This is a genomic window from Paenibacillus arenosi (genome assembly GCF_014841135.1).
Classification (GTDB): Bacteria; Bacillota; Bacilli; order Paenibacillales; family Paenibacillaceae; genus Paenibacillus_B; species Paenibacillus_B arenosi.
The window spans coordinates 37,781-54,049 of record NZ_JACYTN010000006.1; the positions used below are offsets into that span (position 1 = coordinate 37,781).

Below are 16,269 nucleotides of genomic sequence, written 5' to 3' on the forward strand. Positions count from 1 at the left end.
CGTGCTCATTCGCCATCCCCCATTATCATTTGATCAATCGTAGAGCCCTGTGTAACCATCGGATATACATTTTCGTGTTTACGAACGACGAACTCAACGACTGCAGGTCCCGGTGTATTCAAAGCTTGCTCCCAAGCTAACTTCGCCTCTTCCTTATTCGTTGCACGGAAGCCACGAACACCATATGCTTCTGCCAACTTCACAAAGTCTGGGCTGCCCGCTAAGTCAATATGGCTGTAACGCTCATCATAAATGATCTCTTGCCATTGGCGAACCATACCGAGCACTTGGTTATTGATGATAACCACCTTAACTGGAATATTGTTAATTGCACAGATCGCAAGCTCCTGCGCACACATTTGCATACCGCCATCGCCATTGATGGAAACAACTGTCCGATCCGGATGAGCCATTTGTGCACCGATTGCTGATGGGAAACCGAAGCCCATCGTTCCAAGACCGCCAGATGTAATCCAAGAGCGCGGATGGTTAAAGCGATAATATTGCGCCGCCCACATCTGATGCTGACCTACGTCAGTTGTTACAATCGCCTCGCCCTTTGTCGTGTCATGGATCATTTGGATAACCCATTGCGGCTTTAATTCCACATCACTATCTTCATATCGCAACGGTTGATCAATCTTCCAGCCTAGCAATTGTGCTCGCCATGCATCCGCTTTGTCCGCTCGTTTCACTGATTCATTTGCCTGAGTCAACGCTGTCTTAATATCAGCAACAATCGGGATATCCGTTGGAACATTCTTTCCGATCTCAGCCGGATCGATATCGATGTGGACAATCTTCGCATGCGGTGCGAAGCCATCCAACTTCATCGTTACTCGGTCATCGAACCTCGCACCGATATTAATAAGCAAATCCGCCTGTTGAATTGCGTTATTTGCCGTGAATGTGCCATGCATACCTGGCATTCCTAGCCATAAGTCATGCCCGCTTGGGAATCCACCAAGTCCGAGCAATGTCGTCGTCACTGGGATTTGCGCTGTTGTAATGAATTGATACAACTCTTCATGCGCACCAGAGTGGATAACTCCAGCTCCCGCCAATACGATTGGACGCTCTGCTTCTTCAATCGCTTTAAGCATTTTATCAATTTGATACTTATTCGGCTTCACCGTCGGATGGTAGCCACGAATATCTATCGTTGTTGCTGGTTGGAATAGGGTCTTTGCTGCCGATACATCCTTAGGAACATCAATCAATACTGGACCTTTACGTCCTGTATTCGCGATATGGAATGCTTCATGAATAATACGCGGCAAATCTTCTACATCACGAACGAGATAGCTATGCTTCGTAATTGGCATCGTAATTCCTGTTATATCCGCTTCTTGGAACGCATCTGTTCCGATCAGCGTCGTCGCAACGTTACCCGTAATAACGACGAGAGGAACCGAGTCCATATACGCAGTCGCAATACCCGTTACTAGATTCGTTGCTCCAGGACCCGAAGTCGCGATACACACACCAACGTTGCCGCTAGCACGTGCATATCCATCCGCTGCATGAATGGCGCCCTGCTCATGCCTTGTCAACAAATGCTTGAAATCATCAAAGCCATGCATCGCATCGTAAATGTACAATACGGCTCCCCCCGGATAGCCGAAGACGCATTCCGCACCTTCCAACAACAAGCTTCGAAGTAAAATTTCTGAACCTGTAATTACTTCTGGCTTCATCCATTTCTGACGTAATTCTTCTTTAGACCGCATGGTTGCTTGCTGAGCGCTCATTCGCCATCCCCCTCACCTAATCTGTAATTGAAATCAATCACTTAGACTTGCATATAACAAAAAAACCTTCCGCCCCAGGACACAGTTCTTGTATCCATAGGGACGAAAGGTTAGCTTCCGTGGTACCACCCAGATTTGCTATATGTCTCACAACACATAGCCTCCATAAGTTTGCAGCACATAGCTGCATACTGTAACAGCGCCTAACGCGCGCCCGACGATTCTACCTAGTAGTTGACGGATAATTCTTGGCCTTACTTGTGTTCTTGCATCCGTCTTCGTTCAGCAGAACAGCTCCGAGGTGAGCATCGATCATAAGGGGTTAAGGCGGCGGTTTCAGCATAGTCCGCACGCTCTCTGGTCATAAGAGCCCTTCGTCTTTAGTCCTCATCATAGCCATTGGTATGTTATGTCAAATTGTGTTCCAAATGTTTAGAAACATTATATGCCTACGATTTGAGCGAGTCAATAGGACGATTAAAAAAAATGCCAAAATGTTCTGGTGTCCATTCAAACGATCAAAAGCAGGCATAGAATAAACGAAAACGTGCTGCCATACAGCTGCTATCAAGCTTGAACTGGAGGAATGCACATGCTTCGAATACGTACACCTGAGCAGGATGACGAAATCATTTGGTCTTTAGTAGAAAACCAATTAATCCCCAAATCCAATCTCAATTGGGACATTCCTCAGCTTAAAAAGGAAATGCCAGCACGCCTGTCCAAAGGCTTCACGCATGTCAAAGTAGATCTTGTCAATCGTCCTGTCGGATTTATCCATGCGGTCGTAATTGATCGCATTTTATTCATCGATATGTTGGCCGTCCATTCTGACCTGCAGCGGAAAGGCATAGGGCAAATGCTGCTCCAATCTGCTGAGAAACAAGGCATACAGCAATCATGCAGCTCAGTCAAGCTCGCTGTAGATGCAGGCAATAAACCGGCACAACGCTTCTATGAACGAGCGGGCTACAAAAGCACGCAGTATCTAGCAAGTCTGCAATGTTGGGAAATGTTTAAAATAATACAGCCCGGAAACAATTCCGGACCGTAGCCGATACGTCACACGCATCCCTCATGCGCTGCTATCGATACTTGCTATCTCTTGCCCACCGCTAGTCTTGGATTAGTAGAACGGCCTCGGCCCGAAGCAGCCACCACAGCCACCGCCGCCGAATGGTCCACCAAATGGACCAAAGCCAAATCCTCCTCCACACCCTAACGTCCCAATGGCAAGCAAATCGAACAAGATGAGAGGCAGCAGAAAACATCTCGTTCTAGCCTTGCCGTCTGCTGGTGTCAGGACAAGCTCGTTACCGGAAATTCGAACAAGTTTGCCCGAAACTACTTTTCCGTCTTGACGCACAGCATAAATATGCTGCCCTATCAATTTCTCGGCCTGAGATTTGGTAACATGCTGCAAGGAAATCCCTCCTTCAGTCAACTTACTCTACAGCATATGAGAGCTTTACAAACCTGCTTGTATCGTTACCCTACTGACTTGCAAATTGTACGAATTCCTCATAGATTACGAGACTTTCACCTAAGGGCAAACACCATTTATAAATCTTCTAAAAATAAAAAGATTTCCATGGTAATATAAATATGCTTATTTCATCAAATATTCATATATTACATCTCATGGAAGTGCATTATGAAGAAATTAATTTCTGGATTTTTCATCTTAGCCTTATTGGTTATCTCTAACATATTTGTAAGTCCTGAACCCGCTTCAGCCAGTAAAATGGTTACATACACGAACCTGTATACGTACGATATGATGACCAAGCAGTTGAAGCAATTGGAAGCTGTCTATCCAGATGCAATCCATCTTGAATCTATTGACAAAACTCCCTACCAACGCAACATTTGGAGTCAAAATGACAATGTTGGAATCTGGTTGGCTTCTGAAGCCTATAAAATGTGGTACCCAGTAGCTAGCAAAAATCAAAAAGTAGACGCAATTGATAACATGCTTTTGCTCGAAGAGGAAGAAACTTTCTATCAGTATCCAAACATTTTGAAGCCGAACAAGAACAGCAAAAAGCCGCTTACGACCATCTTGCACCATCAGTTGATCCAATGATATAGTAACCCGCATATAGAGGCAATTGAACAAGACGGGAGATTCGAATCATGAGCTATAAAATTGTGTTTTTTGACATTGATGGAACACTCGTAAATGATGAAAAAGAGATTCCACTGGACGCAATTACGGCAATCGCAGAGCTGCAAAACAAAGGGGTGGAGGCAGTCATAGCAACAGGACGAGCACCGTATTTTATAGAGTCCTTGGCAGAGCAGCTAAACATTGACTCGTTCGTCTGTTTAAATGGCGGGTATGTTGTCTACCAAGGAAAAACGATATTTAGACGATCGATTTCTCGTGAAGATGTGGAAACGCTAGTGAATCATGCAGCACTGCATCAGCATGCACTCGTATTTGAAGGAGAATCTGCTTTCTATTCTAGCATTCTGGATCACCCCTTTATGTTAGATGCTGTCCAATCGTTAAAAGTCGACCTGCCTGGCCATAATCCAGAATACTGGCACGACGAACCTATTTATCAAATGTTTTTACATTGCACGGCGGATGACGAGCACCTATATAACGAGATAGTGCCGGGCTTACGTTACATTCGATGGCACCCAACAGCTATGGATGTGCTGCCACATGACTCATCGAAGGCGGAAGGGATCCAGGCTATGCTTCAACTACTACATATTTCTCCGGAGGAAGCGATCGCCTTTGGTGATGGGCTCAATGATAAAGAAATGCTGAACATAGTAGGCCTCGGAATTGCTATGGGCAATTCGCATGAAGAACTGTTACCATATGCTGATTACGTTACTGCTCATGTGAATGAAGGCGGCATCCGCCGTGGATTGCAGTATGCCGGATTAATCGATTAATATAGCATCGATGGATAAATGTGTTAATATGGAGTTCCAGCTTGTCTTCATATCCTACAAGAAAGGAGGATGAATTACGTGCTTCAATCCCCAATCGGCCGATTACGAATGATCGGAATTGTGGAAGGTATCTCCTATATTTTATTGCTATTTGTAGCTATGCCCCTGCGTACATTTATGGATATGCCTGAAGCTGTTTCTATTTCCGGCATGGCACATGGAATATTATTTTTACTATATATCCTTGCTGTTGGCCATGTTTGGCTTGTTCATCGTTGGCCCCTCACTCGTGTTATTATCGCAGTCCTTGTTTCCTTTATTCCTTTCGGTAATTTTGTATTTGACCAATCATTGAAAAAAGAACAGAACGCCAACCCACCAAAAGCCGCTTAGGATCTTTCCCAAGCGGTTTTATTTTTTACTAAAATATTGACTATTGACACTTCCGTTTTTTTCTATTAATTTATATATAACCAAATGGTTATATGAAATTGGAGGTACGGCTATGACGGACATTTATCGAGCCATCGCGGATCCTATTCGTCGAAAAATACTGCGCATGGTGTCGCAGCAAGAATGTACACAGTCGGATATCGTAGCTTCCTTTTCGATCTCACAGCCAGCTATTAAGAAGCATCTTGCAATTCTACTGGAAGAACAACTGCTGCTTGAACGCAGGGTGGGAAAGTTCTGCTATTACCGATTAAACACTCCTGTCTTTCAACATGAGTATTTACAGCTGCAGAGTGAATTGGGTCTTGTCTTGGAGAACAAACTGGCAGGACTGAAACATTACTTAGAGAACCTAGAGGAGGAATAGTACATGTTTGATTCACCGATTACGAGCGTAAAGAGAGAGACTTTTATCCGTACAACACCTGAGCGAGTTTGGAAAGCATTAACCAATCCAGCAGAACGGAATCGTTGGGAAACAAGGCAAGCCAACATCGATCTTCGCATTGACGGTAAGGTCGAGCTTGATTATGGCTGGGGTGTTGATTATGTCGGAACGATTGTTGAAATTGAGGAAAATGCTAGACTCGTTATAAAAGATGAGAGTGATGATTTGACGATCTGGACACTGCGAGCAGTTGAGGAAGGAACTGTGGTGGAGTTAGAGTACACAGGTCTATGGGCTGGAGCGCTCGGCTTTATGACAGCCGAAGATATGGGATTCGGTACGGAACAACTGCTCCGCAATATGGTAACCGTGTTAGAAGAAGAGCAAGACAACCGCGGTACGTACTGGACGAGTTGGATCGGTGTTAATCACCACACCTTACTAAACAGCTCGCAAAAGGGCTCTGTTATTGTTAAAGTAATTCCAGACACACCTGCGGAAGGAATTCTTCTGGAGGGAGACATTATACTTCGTGTTAATGATCTTATAGTTGAAACTTTCAGCGATTTCGAACGAATCGTTACGATGACGGTACCTGGTCAAACCTTAACTGTCGGCATACTTCGTGGTGATGAAGAACAACAATTCACCCTACACACTGTCCCATTCGGAGAAAAGAAAGTCGCCTCCTAAGCGAGTTACGTTTCTTATATAGATACACATAACAAGGCCGCTACCGGACTCTTACCGGAGCGGTCTTTCTACTGCTATGGCAATCATACGATACCTCGATATACTAGCTACCTTTTACCAAATGGTTGTTTGCAACTGCTAAATGAATGTGCGCTATATGATGTCGATCATGCCAAATCAGTCTTTGAAGAGCTATATCTAGGGTGATGGAATCTAACACTTGTGTACGCAATTTTCTATGAAAATCATCAGGCTGGAGACTTTTACAGAGGATGAAAAATCTTCGGTGAAGCGTTTCGATGAGCAGTAAGGAATCTTCAATGGGCAAATGATTATATTCATCAAGTGCCGCCCACGCATCTTGATCATACGAGCTAGCCGTAGGTTCTTCTTCGGTTAATGCACGCTTAAAACGCAAATAAGCATTTACGTTATTATCCGCTACATGATGCACAATCTGCTGAATCGTCCAGCCGCCAGGTCGGTAGGAGTGCTGAAATTGCTCAGGGGTTAAATGATGTATTACCTTTCGCAGCTCTATACTTATTTCTGGAATCTGGCTGATAAAATAGTTTCGCTCTACCATGGTAGGATTCAGTATCGGTTTAAATGGAGTGCCAGAATATTGATTGTTCTCCATAGCCTCATTGCCCCTCTCAAGGAATCATTGAATTGCGCCAACTACCTATTCTCACAGCTAATTTTTCGTCAGGACGTCAGCTTACTCGCGTATATACCCACGTGCAATCGAATGATGGACTAGCTGTTGGGTATATGCCCACAACGTTTTAGAACCATTGCCAATTTCACAATTCCGCTTCAAAATTTGCTCATTTGTAATCTGGTAGGTCCTCCACGTGTCACCTTCATTGTAATAATTATTTAAGATAGGATGCAAGCGGTCTATCGAGGCGGCAAACCGTGCTTCTTTACTTTCTTTCCGCTCAAATTCAAGCCACAAGTTCATTAATTCCTCTCCCTGTTCTGTTGATAAGAGACCAAAAATTCGCTGTGCCGCTTGCATCTCTCGTTCATGCTTGTCTTCATTTCCAGCCGTGTCATACGCAAATGTGTCACTATACCTTTCAGGTCTCCTACGTTTCGAACGATATTTCATCCACATAAATAAGCCAGGTTTCATGTACATAAAAAATACACAGCACTCCTCAATAATGGTATTCAAAGGGGTACACAATACCTTTCTGACAACGCTGCTCCCTTACTAAGATTGCCTACAAGGTGATCCAAAATACTGGATAGGAGTGAAGATCTATGAAACAACTAGTAACCGCTGAACAGTATGCAAAAGCAAAAGAATGGAGCCAAGATTGGCACGCTGATGTGGACAATGCACAAGTCGTACCACATTGGATTGGCCAATCGTCAACGTTCTGGTATCAACGCGATATTCGGGTAGGCGCACAAAAAGGAAGCGAATATGTTATCGTGGATCCCGTTTCCAACTCGGTAGAACCTGCCTTTGACCATGCACGCTTGGCAACAGCCTTACGAGCCGTACTACAGGAAGATGTTGATCCGCATCAGCTTCCGATTGATAAGCTAACGATTACTGACCATCATTCTATTATTTATTTTGTTGCAAAAGACAAATACTGGGCTTATGATCAAACACAGAATGAATGCTATGAAGTAGAACCTACTCCGCACGCGAAGCCAACTGAATCATTATCTCCAGATGGACAATGGGCAGCCTACGTAGAACAATATAATCTCTATGTCCGTCATCTAAAGACAGAGGAAGTACGGCAGCTAACCTATGATGGAGAACAGTACTATGGATACGGTTCCGAAGAATCAGCCATGAATGAGACCTCTCAGCAAATATCGGGCGACGTCCCTCCACCAAGTGTGCTATGGTCGCCAGATTCGAAGAAACTGATCACGCTTCGTTTGGATGAAAGAAATGTAAAAGAACTGTATGTCGTTCAAAACGTCCCGCTAGATCAGAAGGAAGTTAGACCTACCCTGTACACGTCACGTTACGCGATGGTCGGGGATGAGCATGTTCCGATAATGGAAGTGTATATTGCTGATATCGAACATCAACAATCACTACGAGTAGAAGCCGAGCCTATTGCGGCTACTAGCCCCTCTGCTTTCCACCCTATAACACCGCTAGCTGGTTGGTCTGAGGACAGCCAACAGGTCTACTATAAACAAGTAGCCAGAGACTTTAAATCAGCGCAGCTCATACTCGTCCAAGTTGATACGGGTGAAGCCAGAATCATTGTGGAAGAAACGAATGAAACGTTCGTATTCACTCATCTATATCATAATGGTAACACTTCATATTATAGTTATTTAAAATTTATAACATCGTTGAAGCCTAACTTCCAACTACTACAGGATAACTCTCTCATTTGGCTGTCTGAACGAGATGGCTATGGTCATCTGTATGTCATTGACTCTTGTACAGGTCAGACGCTAAGGGCATTGACAGCCGGCAATTGGAACGTCCGACGTCTCATCGCCATTGATGAAGAACAAGGCTGGGTCTATTTCACAGCAAGCGGTCGAGAAGCGGGACGTGATCCGTATTATCAGCACCTTTATCGTGTCCAGTTAGATGGCTCATGTCTCTCTTTACTTACACCAGAAGACGCTAATCATAATGTACTTCTCTCTCCAGACTTCGCTTATTTTGTAAACACGCATTCTCGCGTCGATCTGCCACCAGTCTCTGTACTGCGCAGTGTACACGGAGATTGCATCCACGAGCTAGAGCATGCCAACATCCAGCCTTTGTTAGAGAGAGGCTATCAACTGCCAGAGCGCTTTACGGTTAAGGCGGCAGATGGGATCACTGATTTATACGGCATTATTATCAAGCCTGCTCATCTCGATCTAGCACAAACTTATCCTGTTATCGATCATTACTATGCTGGACCTCAGGTCATTCAAACACCAAAGTCATTTAGCTTAACGGCTTTAAATACTGGTGGAGCACAAGCACTCGCCCAACTAGGATTTGCCACTATCCTTATGGATGGCAAGGGAACTCCCTTCCGTTCCCGTGAATTTATCGACGTAGTAGCAGGAAATATGGGCGATGGTTCTGGGCTCGAAGACCATGTGGCGGCCCTGCCTCAATTGGCACAAATGTATCCATTCCTAGATATCGAACGTGTAGGAATTTGGGGCAGTTCTGGCGGTGGCTACGGTGCAGCACGTGCTATTTTGAAATACCCTGATACGTACACAGCTGCGGTTGCTTCTGCAGGCAATCACGATCAATTGATGTACATTAATATGTGGGGTGAGCATTATCAAGGGATGCTTGATCCAAGATATCCGGATCGCTATGCGAATCAAGCAAATGCGGATCTAGCTGCCAATTTGAAAGGCAAACTGCTGCTCGCACATGGCGATATCGATGATAATGTCCATATCGGCCAGACGTTACGCTTAGCTGCTGCCCTGATTAAAGCAGATAAAGATTTCGATCTGCTTATTATGCCTAATGTCGAGCATAACGTTCCTGGAGAAGCTTATTTTATTCGTAGAAAATGGGACTTCTTTATTAGACACTTACTGGGAGTAGAACCACCTAAACTTCCCATACATGCACCTGTCAATGAAGGGCAATCTGCTTCCATAGAGTCTAATTCAATAGAAGTAAGTATGAGTTAACCTATATCGTTTACACTAACTTATCGATGAAATGGAGAGTTGCATATGGGAATAAAGCTTACTGGGAGAAGTAAATTTATAATGACGATTATGTTGTGTTCATTGTTTGTAGGCAATATTGTGTTCATTGTTTGTAGGCAATAGCGTGCTTAACGCGCTTGGAAGCAGCCCTACTCCACAGGGTCAGCAAGCAGCGGCTGCATCTACACAAACAAAAGCCACTACAACTTCGTCCAAGCAAGCAGCTGTTGTACTTCCAGCACTTAAAGGCCCGTACAAAGTGGGAACTGAACGTTTTCATTGGGTTGATAAATCCCGCCCTGAAACGTTCACTGCGGACAGCAAAGATCATCGTGAGTTGATGATTCAAGTATGGTATCCTACCAACGCATCAAGTGCATCACATAAGCTTGAACCGTATGCAACGAATCCAACATCGATGGCCAAAGCCTATGAAGGCTACATGAAAATACCTGCTGCACAATTTTTACCTTTACTCTCATCAACTACGCACTCTTTGATCAAAGCACCTATTGCCGAATCGAAACAAAAACATCCTGTACTTATTTTATCGCATGGCTTCGGCATGCTAAACGATACGTATCGATTTATTGCCGAGCCATTAGCAAGTGAAGGCTACATCGTCGTAAGTGTACAGCATACGTATAATTCATTAATAACCACATTTCCCAATGGAAAGATTGCAAATTTCAACGGCACTAATGCCGACAGTACCTCTTACTTGGATCGGTTGATCACCAAAGTATGGGTGAAAGATATTCAATTTGTATTAGACCATCTAGATCAGCTTTCTGAGAAGCAGAGCTATCCTATTTGGAAACAGGCCGATTTGAATCGAGTCGGGATGCTCGGTCACTCATTCGGTGGTGCTACAGCTGCTCAAGTTATGCTGCAAGATAGCCGTGTAAAAGCCGGCATCAATATGGACGGTGGTTTTTTCGGTAGAGTGATTCCCGAGACCGGAATTCCGGGTCCATTTATGCTGATGAACGCTAGCTACGATGGTTTGAAAAATTTAGAAAGCATCGATCCTAAACAATCTGCGGAAGCACAAGGATTAGACGAAAAGAAGATAACGGAAATGTTGAAACATGTGATTGCACGCTACAAGCAGGCCGTACGCTTTAGCTACTCCGTATCCTTCCGCCATGCAGACCATGGAACATTTTCGGATACGCCGTTAATTACCCCGTCGCCTGAATCAAATGATGCTTCCCGCTTACAAACAGTGTACCGTACGCACAGCAGTATCAATGCCTATGCATTGGATTTCTTCGACCATTTCCTAAAAGGAAAGCCATCGAAACTGCTGGACGGAAAGAACAAGCTTGAAGATGTTAAGGTAGACGTTGGGGAACACGTGAAAACGAAAATATCAGCAGCTAAGTAAAATTTAAATTCAGATTGGAGCCTTCTCGGTACATAACTGGGAAGGTTCTTTTTATGTTCATAAAAAGTACACAGCGTTGCGCGATAATAAGAAGCAAGGGGTTAGCCATCGAAGCATATGGCATCCATTAGCATCAGCCTCTTCACATCTAGAACAGTTAACATACATTCAATTGTACATTTTATTAGTAAAAGGAGGATCGATATGAAGTCCAAGATGACGATGGAAAGGAAAAACATATTGCTGCTGCTCACCCTTCTTTGTTCCTTGTTCGCCTTCAACAGTGCAAGCCAAGCACTTGGAAATGATGACTCAAAGCAATCGGTAGCAACAGCTGAAGCCTCAGCATCCATCACTGCTGCAACAGCAGTTGACACAACGACAGCAACATTCAAGCCTATGTCCCATTCGACAGCTAAGACTACAACGGTTCAGTTCCCTTCGCTTACAGGGCCATATCAGGTGGGCACCGAGACATTTCATTGGATCGATAAAACTCGTCCAGAAAGATTTACAGCTACTAAAAACGACCATCGTGAACTCATGATCCAAGTCTGGTACCCCACGAAAGCAACTAGTACCATTTACAAACGGCAACCATTCTCAGACGATCCAACAGCACATGCTAGAGCGTTCGAAAGCTATGCGCAAGTTCCAGCAAGTAAATCTATGCCCTTATTTCTTTCAACTACTCATTCTCTGATTAAAGCCCCTATAGCAGAAAACAAACAAAAATATCCCGTGCTTATTTTTTCACACGGATTCGGCGCTCGCAATGATTCCTATCGATTTCTCACAGAGCAGCTCGCAAGCCAAGGATATATTGTCGTAAGTGTGCAACATACGTATAATTCATTCCTTACTCAATTCCCAACTGGAAAGGTCGCCCCATACGTAGGTAGTAAAATAGAAAACTACGCTTACATGGACCGATTAATGACGAACGTATGGGTCAAAGATATTCAATCCGTACTGGATCGTCTGGAGCAGCTTTCCGAGAAGCAGAGCTATCCTATTTGGAAACAGCTCGATCTTAAACGAATTGGGATGCTTGGTCATTCGTTCGGCGGTGCAGCTTCTGCTCAAGTGATGCTGGCAGACAAACGCGTCAAAGCAGGAATCAATATGGATGGAAGCTTTTACGGAAAAGTCATTCCGGATACGGGTATACCAGGTCCCTTCTTGTATATGGGAGCTAACGATGCAGATGGATTGCAAAATATGGAGAACATTGACCCTAAAGAGCTTGCAGCAGAACATGGAGTACGCGTTGAAGAAGTGAAAGAACTGCTGAGCTATTCAAGCAAACGATATAAACAAGCGCTGCGTCATAGTTACTCCTTATCTTTCGAACATGCAAACCATGAAACATTTTGTGATTTCCCAATCCTGATGGAGCAGTTCGGGCAAATGAAAGCCTCCAGCTTAAATTCCGTATCACGCCACCATCGCATTATTAATGAATATGCATTGGAATTCTTTGATCATGTTCTCAAAGGCAAGCGTACCACGCTGCTGAGCGAAAATAAGAATAAGTATGAAGGTGTCACATTAACTATCGGGGAGGGCTTGAAAGAAAAATAAGAATAGATTAGAAACTGGAATACTCTCTATTCTCGCTCTCTCTTCCTGTATGAATATAAATAAGCCGCTGCATAAAATGGTTCGGAATGACCATTCGACAGCGGCTTTACTATTTAAAATGTATATCTTATCAACAAATAAAATGACCAGCTCATACACTTAACGTTCATCGGAGCTGTTAAAACGGTCCCGCTCCCACTGCCGCGATCCCGTTAAATGTAGCTGGTCCAATAAGTGTATTGCCTGATGCTGCGGACGAAGAAATAAACAATGTATATCTAATTTGGTTCGCATTCACATCGGTTACTGACGGGAAGTCAGCTGCTGTTACACTAATAGATAAATTTGACACAACCGCGGGATTTACCGTCTCTGTATAAATGAGCGTACCTGAGCCAAATGTGTCTGTACCGTTGCGTTCGACTCTAAGCAGGATATCTGGAGGTTCTCCAGTCGTACTTACCCCCACCGTACCAGACAACCATACCCGCACATCTCCAGCCTGTGCTGTCCCAGCGGCCGCTGTTGTAATCAAACCAACATCTCCAATAAGTATAGGGGTATCTTCTATTTGTAACGTACCTGTATTCGTATTGCTTAACTGTGAAAGACGAACATCCAATACTTCAAAAGCCATAACTTTCCCTCCTTTAATATAATTCATCCTATTGATAAAGGGAGGTTGAGGTGATAGATTACTATCTTATAAAAAAGTACATTTTTTAAATTTCAAACATTTCCAATTATAAATAACCACTGCATGAAATGGTTCAGAATGAACGATCGTCAGCGGCTATTTCTTTCTATACATATATTTTATTAAGGAATAGAATGATCAGCTCATAAAATTAATATTCATATAAACTGCTAAAACGGCCCCGCTCCCACCGCTGCAATTCCGTTAAATGTAACGGGCCCAGAAAGTTCGATTCCTGCATTTTCACTAGAAGAAATAAATAATGTATATCTAATTTGGTTCGCATTCACGTCGGTTGCTGGCGGGAAATCAGTTACTGTAATGCTGATGGGTAGAAAATTAGAAAAAACGGTAAGAAATGATTCTGTATATATAAGTGTGCCTGAGCCAAATGTCTCAGTGCCATTCCGCTCAATTCTAATTAGAATTTCGGGCTCTTCAGCAGAACCATACCCCACCCCTACCGTTCCTGATAACCATACTCGTACATCTCCTGCTTGTGCTGTACCGGCGACGGCTGTCGTAATCAAGCCAACATCACCAATAAGTATCGGTGTTTCTTCTATATTCAATGTACCTGTATCCGTATTACTTAACTGTGAAAGGCGCATATCTAACACTTTAAAAGCCATAGCAATCCCTCCTTTCTTAGTAACTATCCTATTAATAAAAGAGAGATGAAGTGATAGATCGTTAGCTTATATATTAGTACATTTTAAAAGAGCGCCAAAATCAACTACTCGTCATCATACTTAGTTACAGCCCTATATCCCGTGACTCTATGTAACCTTTACTCGTTCCACATAGTTCTTTTCAATACTGCTAATCGCTGCTTGATTCTCTTTATCCCAAACCAAGCTTATTTCAAAAGTACCTGTTTGAAAAAACAGAGGAAAACGACTTCGAAACCAATCTTGCATCGGCAGTTCCATCGCCTTATCCTTTTCAATCCATATCAACTCACCTTCTGGCGGATCCTCTAGTAATTCCCCCTCGAAGGAAGTAGCTAAATAGTTAAATACCATCGAACGTAATCCTGTCTGCGGCTCACAATATTCTGCTAATCCTTTGTAGATAATGTCTGTTACAATAAGTCCCGTTTCTTCTCTTACTTCTCGTATTGCACCATCTACGATACTCTCTGGATAATCTACTTTGCCCCCAGGAGCTATATATCCCGGAAATCCACGTTTCGTTGGCCTATTTATTAATAGCACTTTATCGTCCTTCTCGATCATGCACATCGTGTATAATTCATGATTAATCTTCATCTAACAATCTCCTAATGCATTACGTAATAGTCCGTACCTTGCTTGCTCCATGCAGCTCACACTCTCAGCTAAATGTTTGGATTCCATACTGCGAGATTCTTTATAGCAATCAACTCCTGTGCATTTTACGCTTCCAGTCACTCATAACGATTACAAAAGTTCGTACTCATATTCAATTTACGCTTAACTCCTCTAACGATCGCCACGGAGGCTATTCAACGTATATGGATGTATTTTAAAATCTAACGAACGTCAGTGAGCTTATTTGTCAAATAGAGCGCTTATTTTCACCAGTTTGGCTAATATAAGCTCTCCTACAACCGTTACAATGCTACGATGGGCAAATTCAGCAAAATAACGTCAATGACGTTCGTTAGAGCCAAGTATACGGCTTATTATGACATGTCTTCATCCGTATACAATCCAATCTGAATGACAATTAACCATCCTCCTAAACCTGACACACCATACTTATGCCGCAGCGACACTTCTTCATTGTTATCGATATCTTATTCTTCCATGGTCCAGTACGCCCTTTTTGCCTTGTCTCTCTTACTAGATAATTACCCCAAATAATCAGGCACAATTTCCATCTCAACGATCTGTCCATCACGAACATCTACCTCATATGCTCTCGCAGCAGGACGTGAGCTTACAACGCGATACAATTCATCACCACGATAATGAAGAGCAACCCCATCATCAGCCGCTCTGCCTCCACCCAGTTGACCTGTTAGAATAAGCTGCTGGTAGGAAGGTCTACGGTCTGCTTCGCCATCATAATGCGGACAGTTGCTGCCCCGCAGCCAGCCTAAACCATTCAGCTTCGTTAACTGACCAGGTATCGAATCAGTCACACCTTCTTCAAACCAACACAACGAGCCTGCACTAAGCCCAGACAGCACAGTCCCATTTTCCCAAGCCCGCTTCAAATATAGATCGAGCTCCCATTCTTTCCATAACACAAGCAGATTGCGTGTATTGCCCCCACCGACATAAATAATATCTTTATCCAGCACATAGTCTTCCAAATCCCCCGCTGGCGCGTTGAACAAGGATAAATGAGAAGGGATGCAATCATATCGATTAAATGCCTTATAGAATCGCTGCATATATCCATCCGCATCTCCACTTGCCGTCCCTATAAAGCAAATTTTAGGTTGTTTCGATTGGGCTTGCTGCAGCACGTATGTATCCAATAACGGATTTTCTGGCTCCATGGAGAATCCTCCGCCGCCCATTGCGATAATTTGCTTCATCTTAATCCTCTCCTAGTCCATATAGAATGTTGTCTTCTTGCTGTTTACTCTTATTTTTATCTATCGCGTTCGGCTCAATATGATCAATTGCTAACTCAGGGTACTTCTGTTCAATTAACTGCTTATAGGAGGCAAACATCGGCGTACTCCTTTGTCCAATATGTATTTTTCGCTACTGTAAAACAATTTTTAATCCTT

General features: G+C 43.5%; 18 protein-coding genes. 9 read left to right on the forward strand and 9 right to left on the reverse strand.

Annotation, left to right across the window (positions count from 1 at the left end):
* Positions 1-5: 5 nt before the first annotated feature.
* Positions 6-1,751 carry a biosynthetic-type acetolactate synthase large subunit gene (gene ilvB, locus IFO66_RS10660; RefSeq protein WP_192025127.1) on the reverse strand — a complete coding sequence of 582 codons (1,746 nt, stop codon included), beginning with the start codon at positions 1,749-1,751 and terminating at the stop codon, positions 6-8.
* 592 nt (positions 1,752-2,343) lie between these two features.
* Here ilvB and IFO66_RS10665 point away from each other — a divergent pair.
* Entirely contained in the window at positions 2,344-2,805 is a 462-nt protein-coding gene (locus tag IFO66_RS10665) for a GNAT family N-acetyltransferase (protein WP_192025128.1), read from the forward strand.
* A 72-nt stretch (positions 2,806-2,877) separates the two neighbouring features.
* On the opposite strand, the gene IFO66_RS10670 is transcribed toward IFO66_RS10665, so the two are convergent.
* Positions 2,878-3,174, reverse strand: coding sequence for a 50S ribosomal protein L33 (locus tag IFO66_RS10670; protein ID WP_192025129.1), 297 nt, complete (start codon positions 3,172-3,174; stop codon positions 2,878-2,880).
* A 231-nt stretch (positions 3,175-3,405) separates the two neighbouring features.
* On the opposite strand from IFO66_RS10670, the gene IFO66_RS10675 reads away from it, so the two are divergent.
* The 5 genes from IFO66_RS10675 (at position 3,406) to IFO66_RS10695 (ending at position 6,198) form a co-directional block, all read left to right on the forward strand.
* Complete coding sequence (locus IFO66_RS10675) at positions 3,406-3,837, forward strand: hypothetical protein (RefSeq protein ID WP_192025130.1); 432 nt, start codon at positions 3,406-3,408, stop codon at positions 3,835-3,837.
* A gap of 50 nt (positions 3,838-3,887) precedes the next feature.
* Positions 3,888-4,664 (forward strand): Cof-type HAD-IIB family hydrolase, encoded by a 777-nt coding sequence (locus IFO66_RS10680; RefSeq protein ID WP_192025131.1) that lies wholly within the window; start codon positions 3,888-3,890, stop codon positions 4,662-4,664.
* A 78-nt stretch (positions 4,665-4,742) separates the two neighbouring features.
* On the forward strand, positions 4,743-5,057 hold the full coding sequence (locus IFO66_RS10685; RefSeq protein ID WP_192025132.1) for a DUF3817 domain-containing protein: 315 nt from the start codon (positions 4,743-4,745) through the stop codon (positions 5,055-5,057).
* A gap of 112 nt (positions 5,058-5,169) precedes the next feature.
* Positions 5,170-5,484 (forward strand): metalloregulator ArsR/SmtB family transcription factor, encoded by a 315-nt coding sequence (locus tag IFO66_RS10690; RefSeq protein WP_192025133.1) that lies wholly within the window; start codon positions 5,170-5,172, stop codon positions 5,482-5,484.
* A 3-nt stretch (positions 5,485-5,487) separates the two neighbouring features.
* Positions 5,488-6,198 (forward strand): SRPBCC domain-containing protein, encoded by a 711-nt coding sequence (locus tag IFO66_RS10695; protein ID WP_192025134.1) that lies wholly within the window; start codon positions 5,488-5,490, stop codon positions 6,196-6,198.
* A 103-nt stretch (positions 6,199-6,301) separates the two neighbouring features.
* Here IFO66_RS10695 and IFO66_RS10700 read toward each other — a convergent pair whose 3' ends face one another.
* On the reverse strand, positions 6,302-6,838 hold the full coding sequence (locus IFO66_RS10700) for a YfiT family bacillithiol transferase (protein ID WP_192025135.1): 537 nt from the start codon (positions 6,836-6,838) through the stop codon (positions 6,302-6,304).
* An 81-nt stretch (positions 6,839-6,919) separates the two neighbouring features.
* Positions 6,920-7,345 (reverse strand): HD domain-containing protein, encoded by a 426-nt coding sequence (locus tag IFO66_RS10705; RefSeq protein ID WP_192025136.1) that lies wholly within the window; start codon positions 7,343-7,345, stop codon positions 6,920-6,922.
* A gap of 125 nt (positions 7,346-7,470) precedes the next feature.
* On the opposite strand from IFO66_RS10705, the gene IFO66_RS10710 reads away from it, so the two are divergent.
* The 3 genes from IFO66_RS10710 to IFO66_RS10720 all read left to right on the forward strand — a co-directional run bounded on the left by IFO66_RS10710 (position 7,471) and on the right by IFO66_RS10720 (position 12,844).
* Entirely contained in the window at positions 7,471-9,849 is a 2,379-nt protein-coding gene (locus tag IFO66_RS10710) for a S9 family peptidase (RefSeq protein WP_192025137.1), read from the forward strand.
* Between the two features lie 145 nt (positions 9,850-9,994).
* Positions 9,995-11,260 (forward strand): alpha/beta hydrolase, encoded by a 1,266-nt coding sequence (locus IFO66_RS10715; protein ID WP_192025138.1) that lies wholly within the window; start codon positions 9,995-9,997, stop codon positions 11,258-11,260.
* A 204-nt stretch (positions 11,261-11,464) separates the two neighbouring features.
* Entirely contained in the window at positions 11,465-12,844 is a 1,380-nt protein-coding gene (locus IFO66_RS10720) for an alpha/beta hydrolase family protein (RefSeq protein WP_192025139.1), read from the forward strand.
* A gap of 178 nt (positions 12,845-13,022) precedes the next feature.
* Here IFO66_RS10720 and IFO66_RS10725 read toward each other — a convergent pair whose 3' ends face one another.
* The 5 genes from IFO66_RS10725 to IFO66_RS10745 form a co-directional block, all read right to left on the reverse strand.
* Positions 13,023-13,481 (reverse strand): hypothetical protein, encoded by a 459-nt coding sequence (locus IFO66_RS10725; protein WP_192025140.1) that lies wholly within the window; start codon positions 13,479-13,481, stop codon positions 13,023-13,025.
* A 230-nt stretch (positions 13,482-13,711) separates the two neighbouring features.
* Positions 13,712-14,173 (reverse strand): hypothetical protein, encoded by a 462-nt coding sequence (locus tag IFO66_RS10730; RefSeq protein ID WP_192025141.1) that lies wholly within the window; start codon positions 14,171-14,173, stop codon positions 13,712-13,714.
* Between the two features lie 147 nt (positions 14,174-14,320).
* Complete coding sequence (locus IFO66_RS10735; protein ID WP_192025142.1) at positions 14,321-14,812, reverse strand: 8-oxo-dGTP diphosphatase; 492 nt, start codon at positions 14,810-14,812, stop codon at positions 14,321-14,323.
* 563 nt (positions 14,813-15,375) lie between these two features.
* Positions 15,376-16,071 (reverse strand): Type 1 glutamine amidotransferase-like domain-containing protein, encoded by a 696-nt coding sequence (locus IFO66_RS10740; RefSeq protein WP_192025143.1) that lies wholly within the window; start codon positions 16,069-16,071, stop codon positions 15,376-15,378.
* A 1-nt stretch (position 16,072) separates the two neighbouring features.
* On the reverse strand, positions 16,073-16,210 hold the full coding sequence (locus tag IFO66_RS10745) for a hypothetical protein (RefSeq protein WP_192025144.1): 138 nt from the start codon (positions 16,208-16,210) through the stop codon (positions 16,073-16,075).
* Positions 16,211-16,269: the final 59 nt, after the last annotated feature.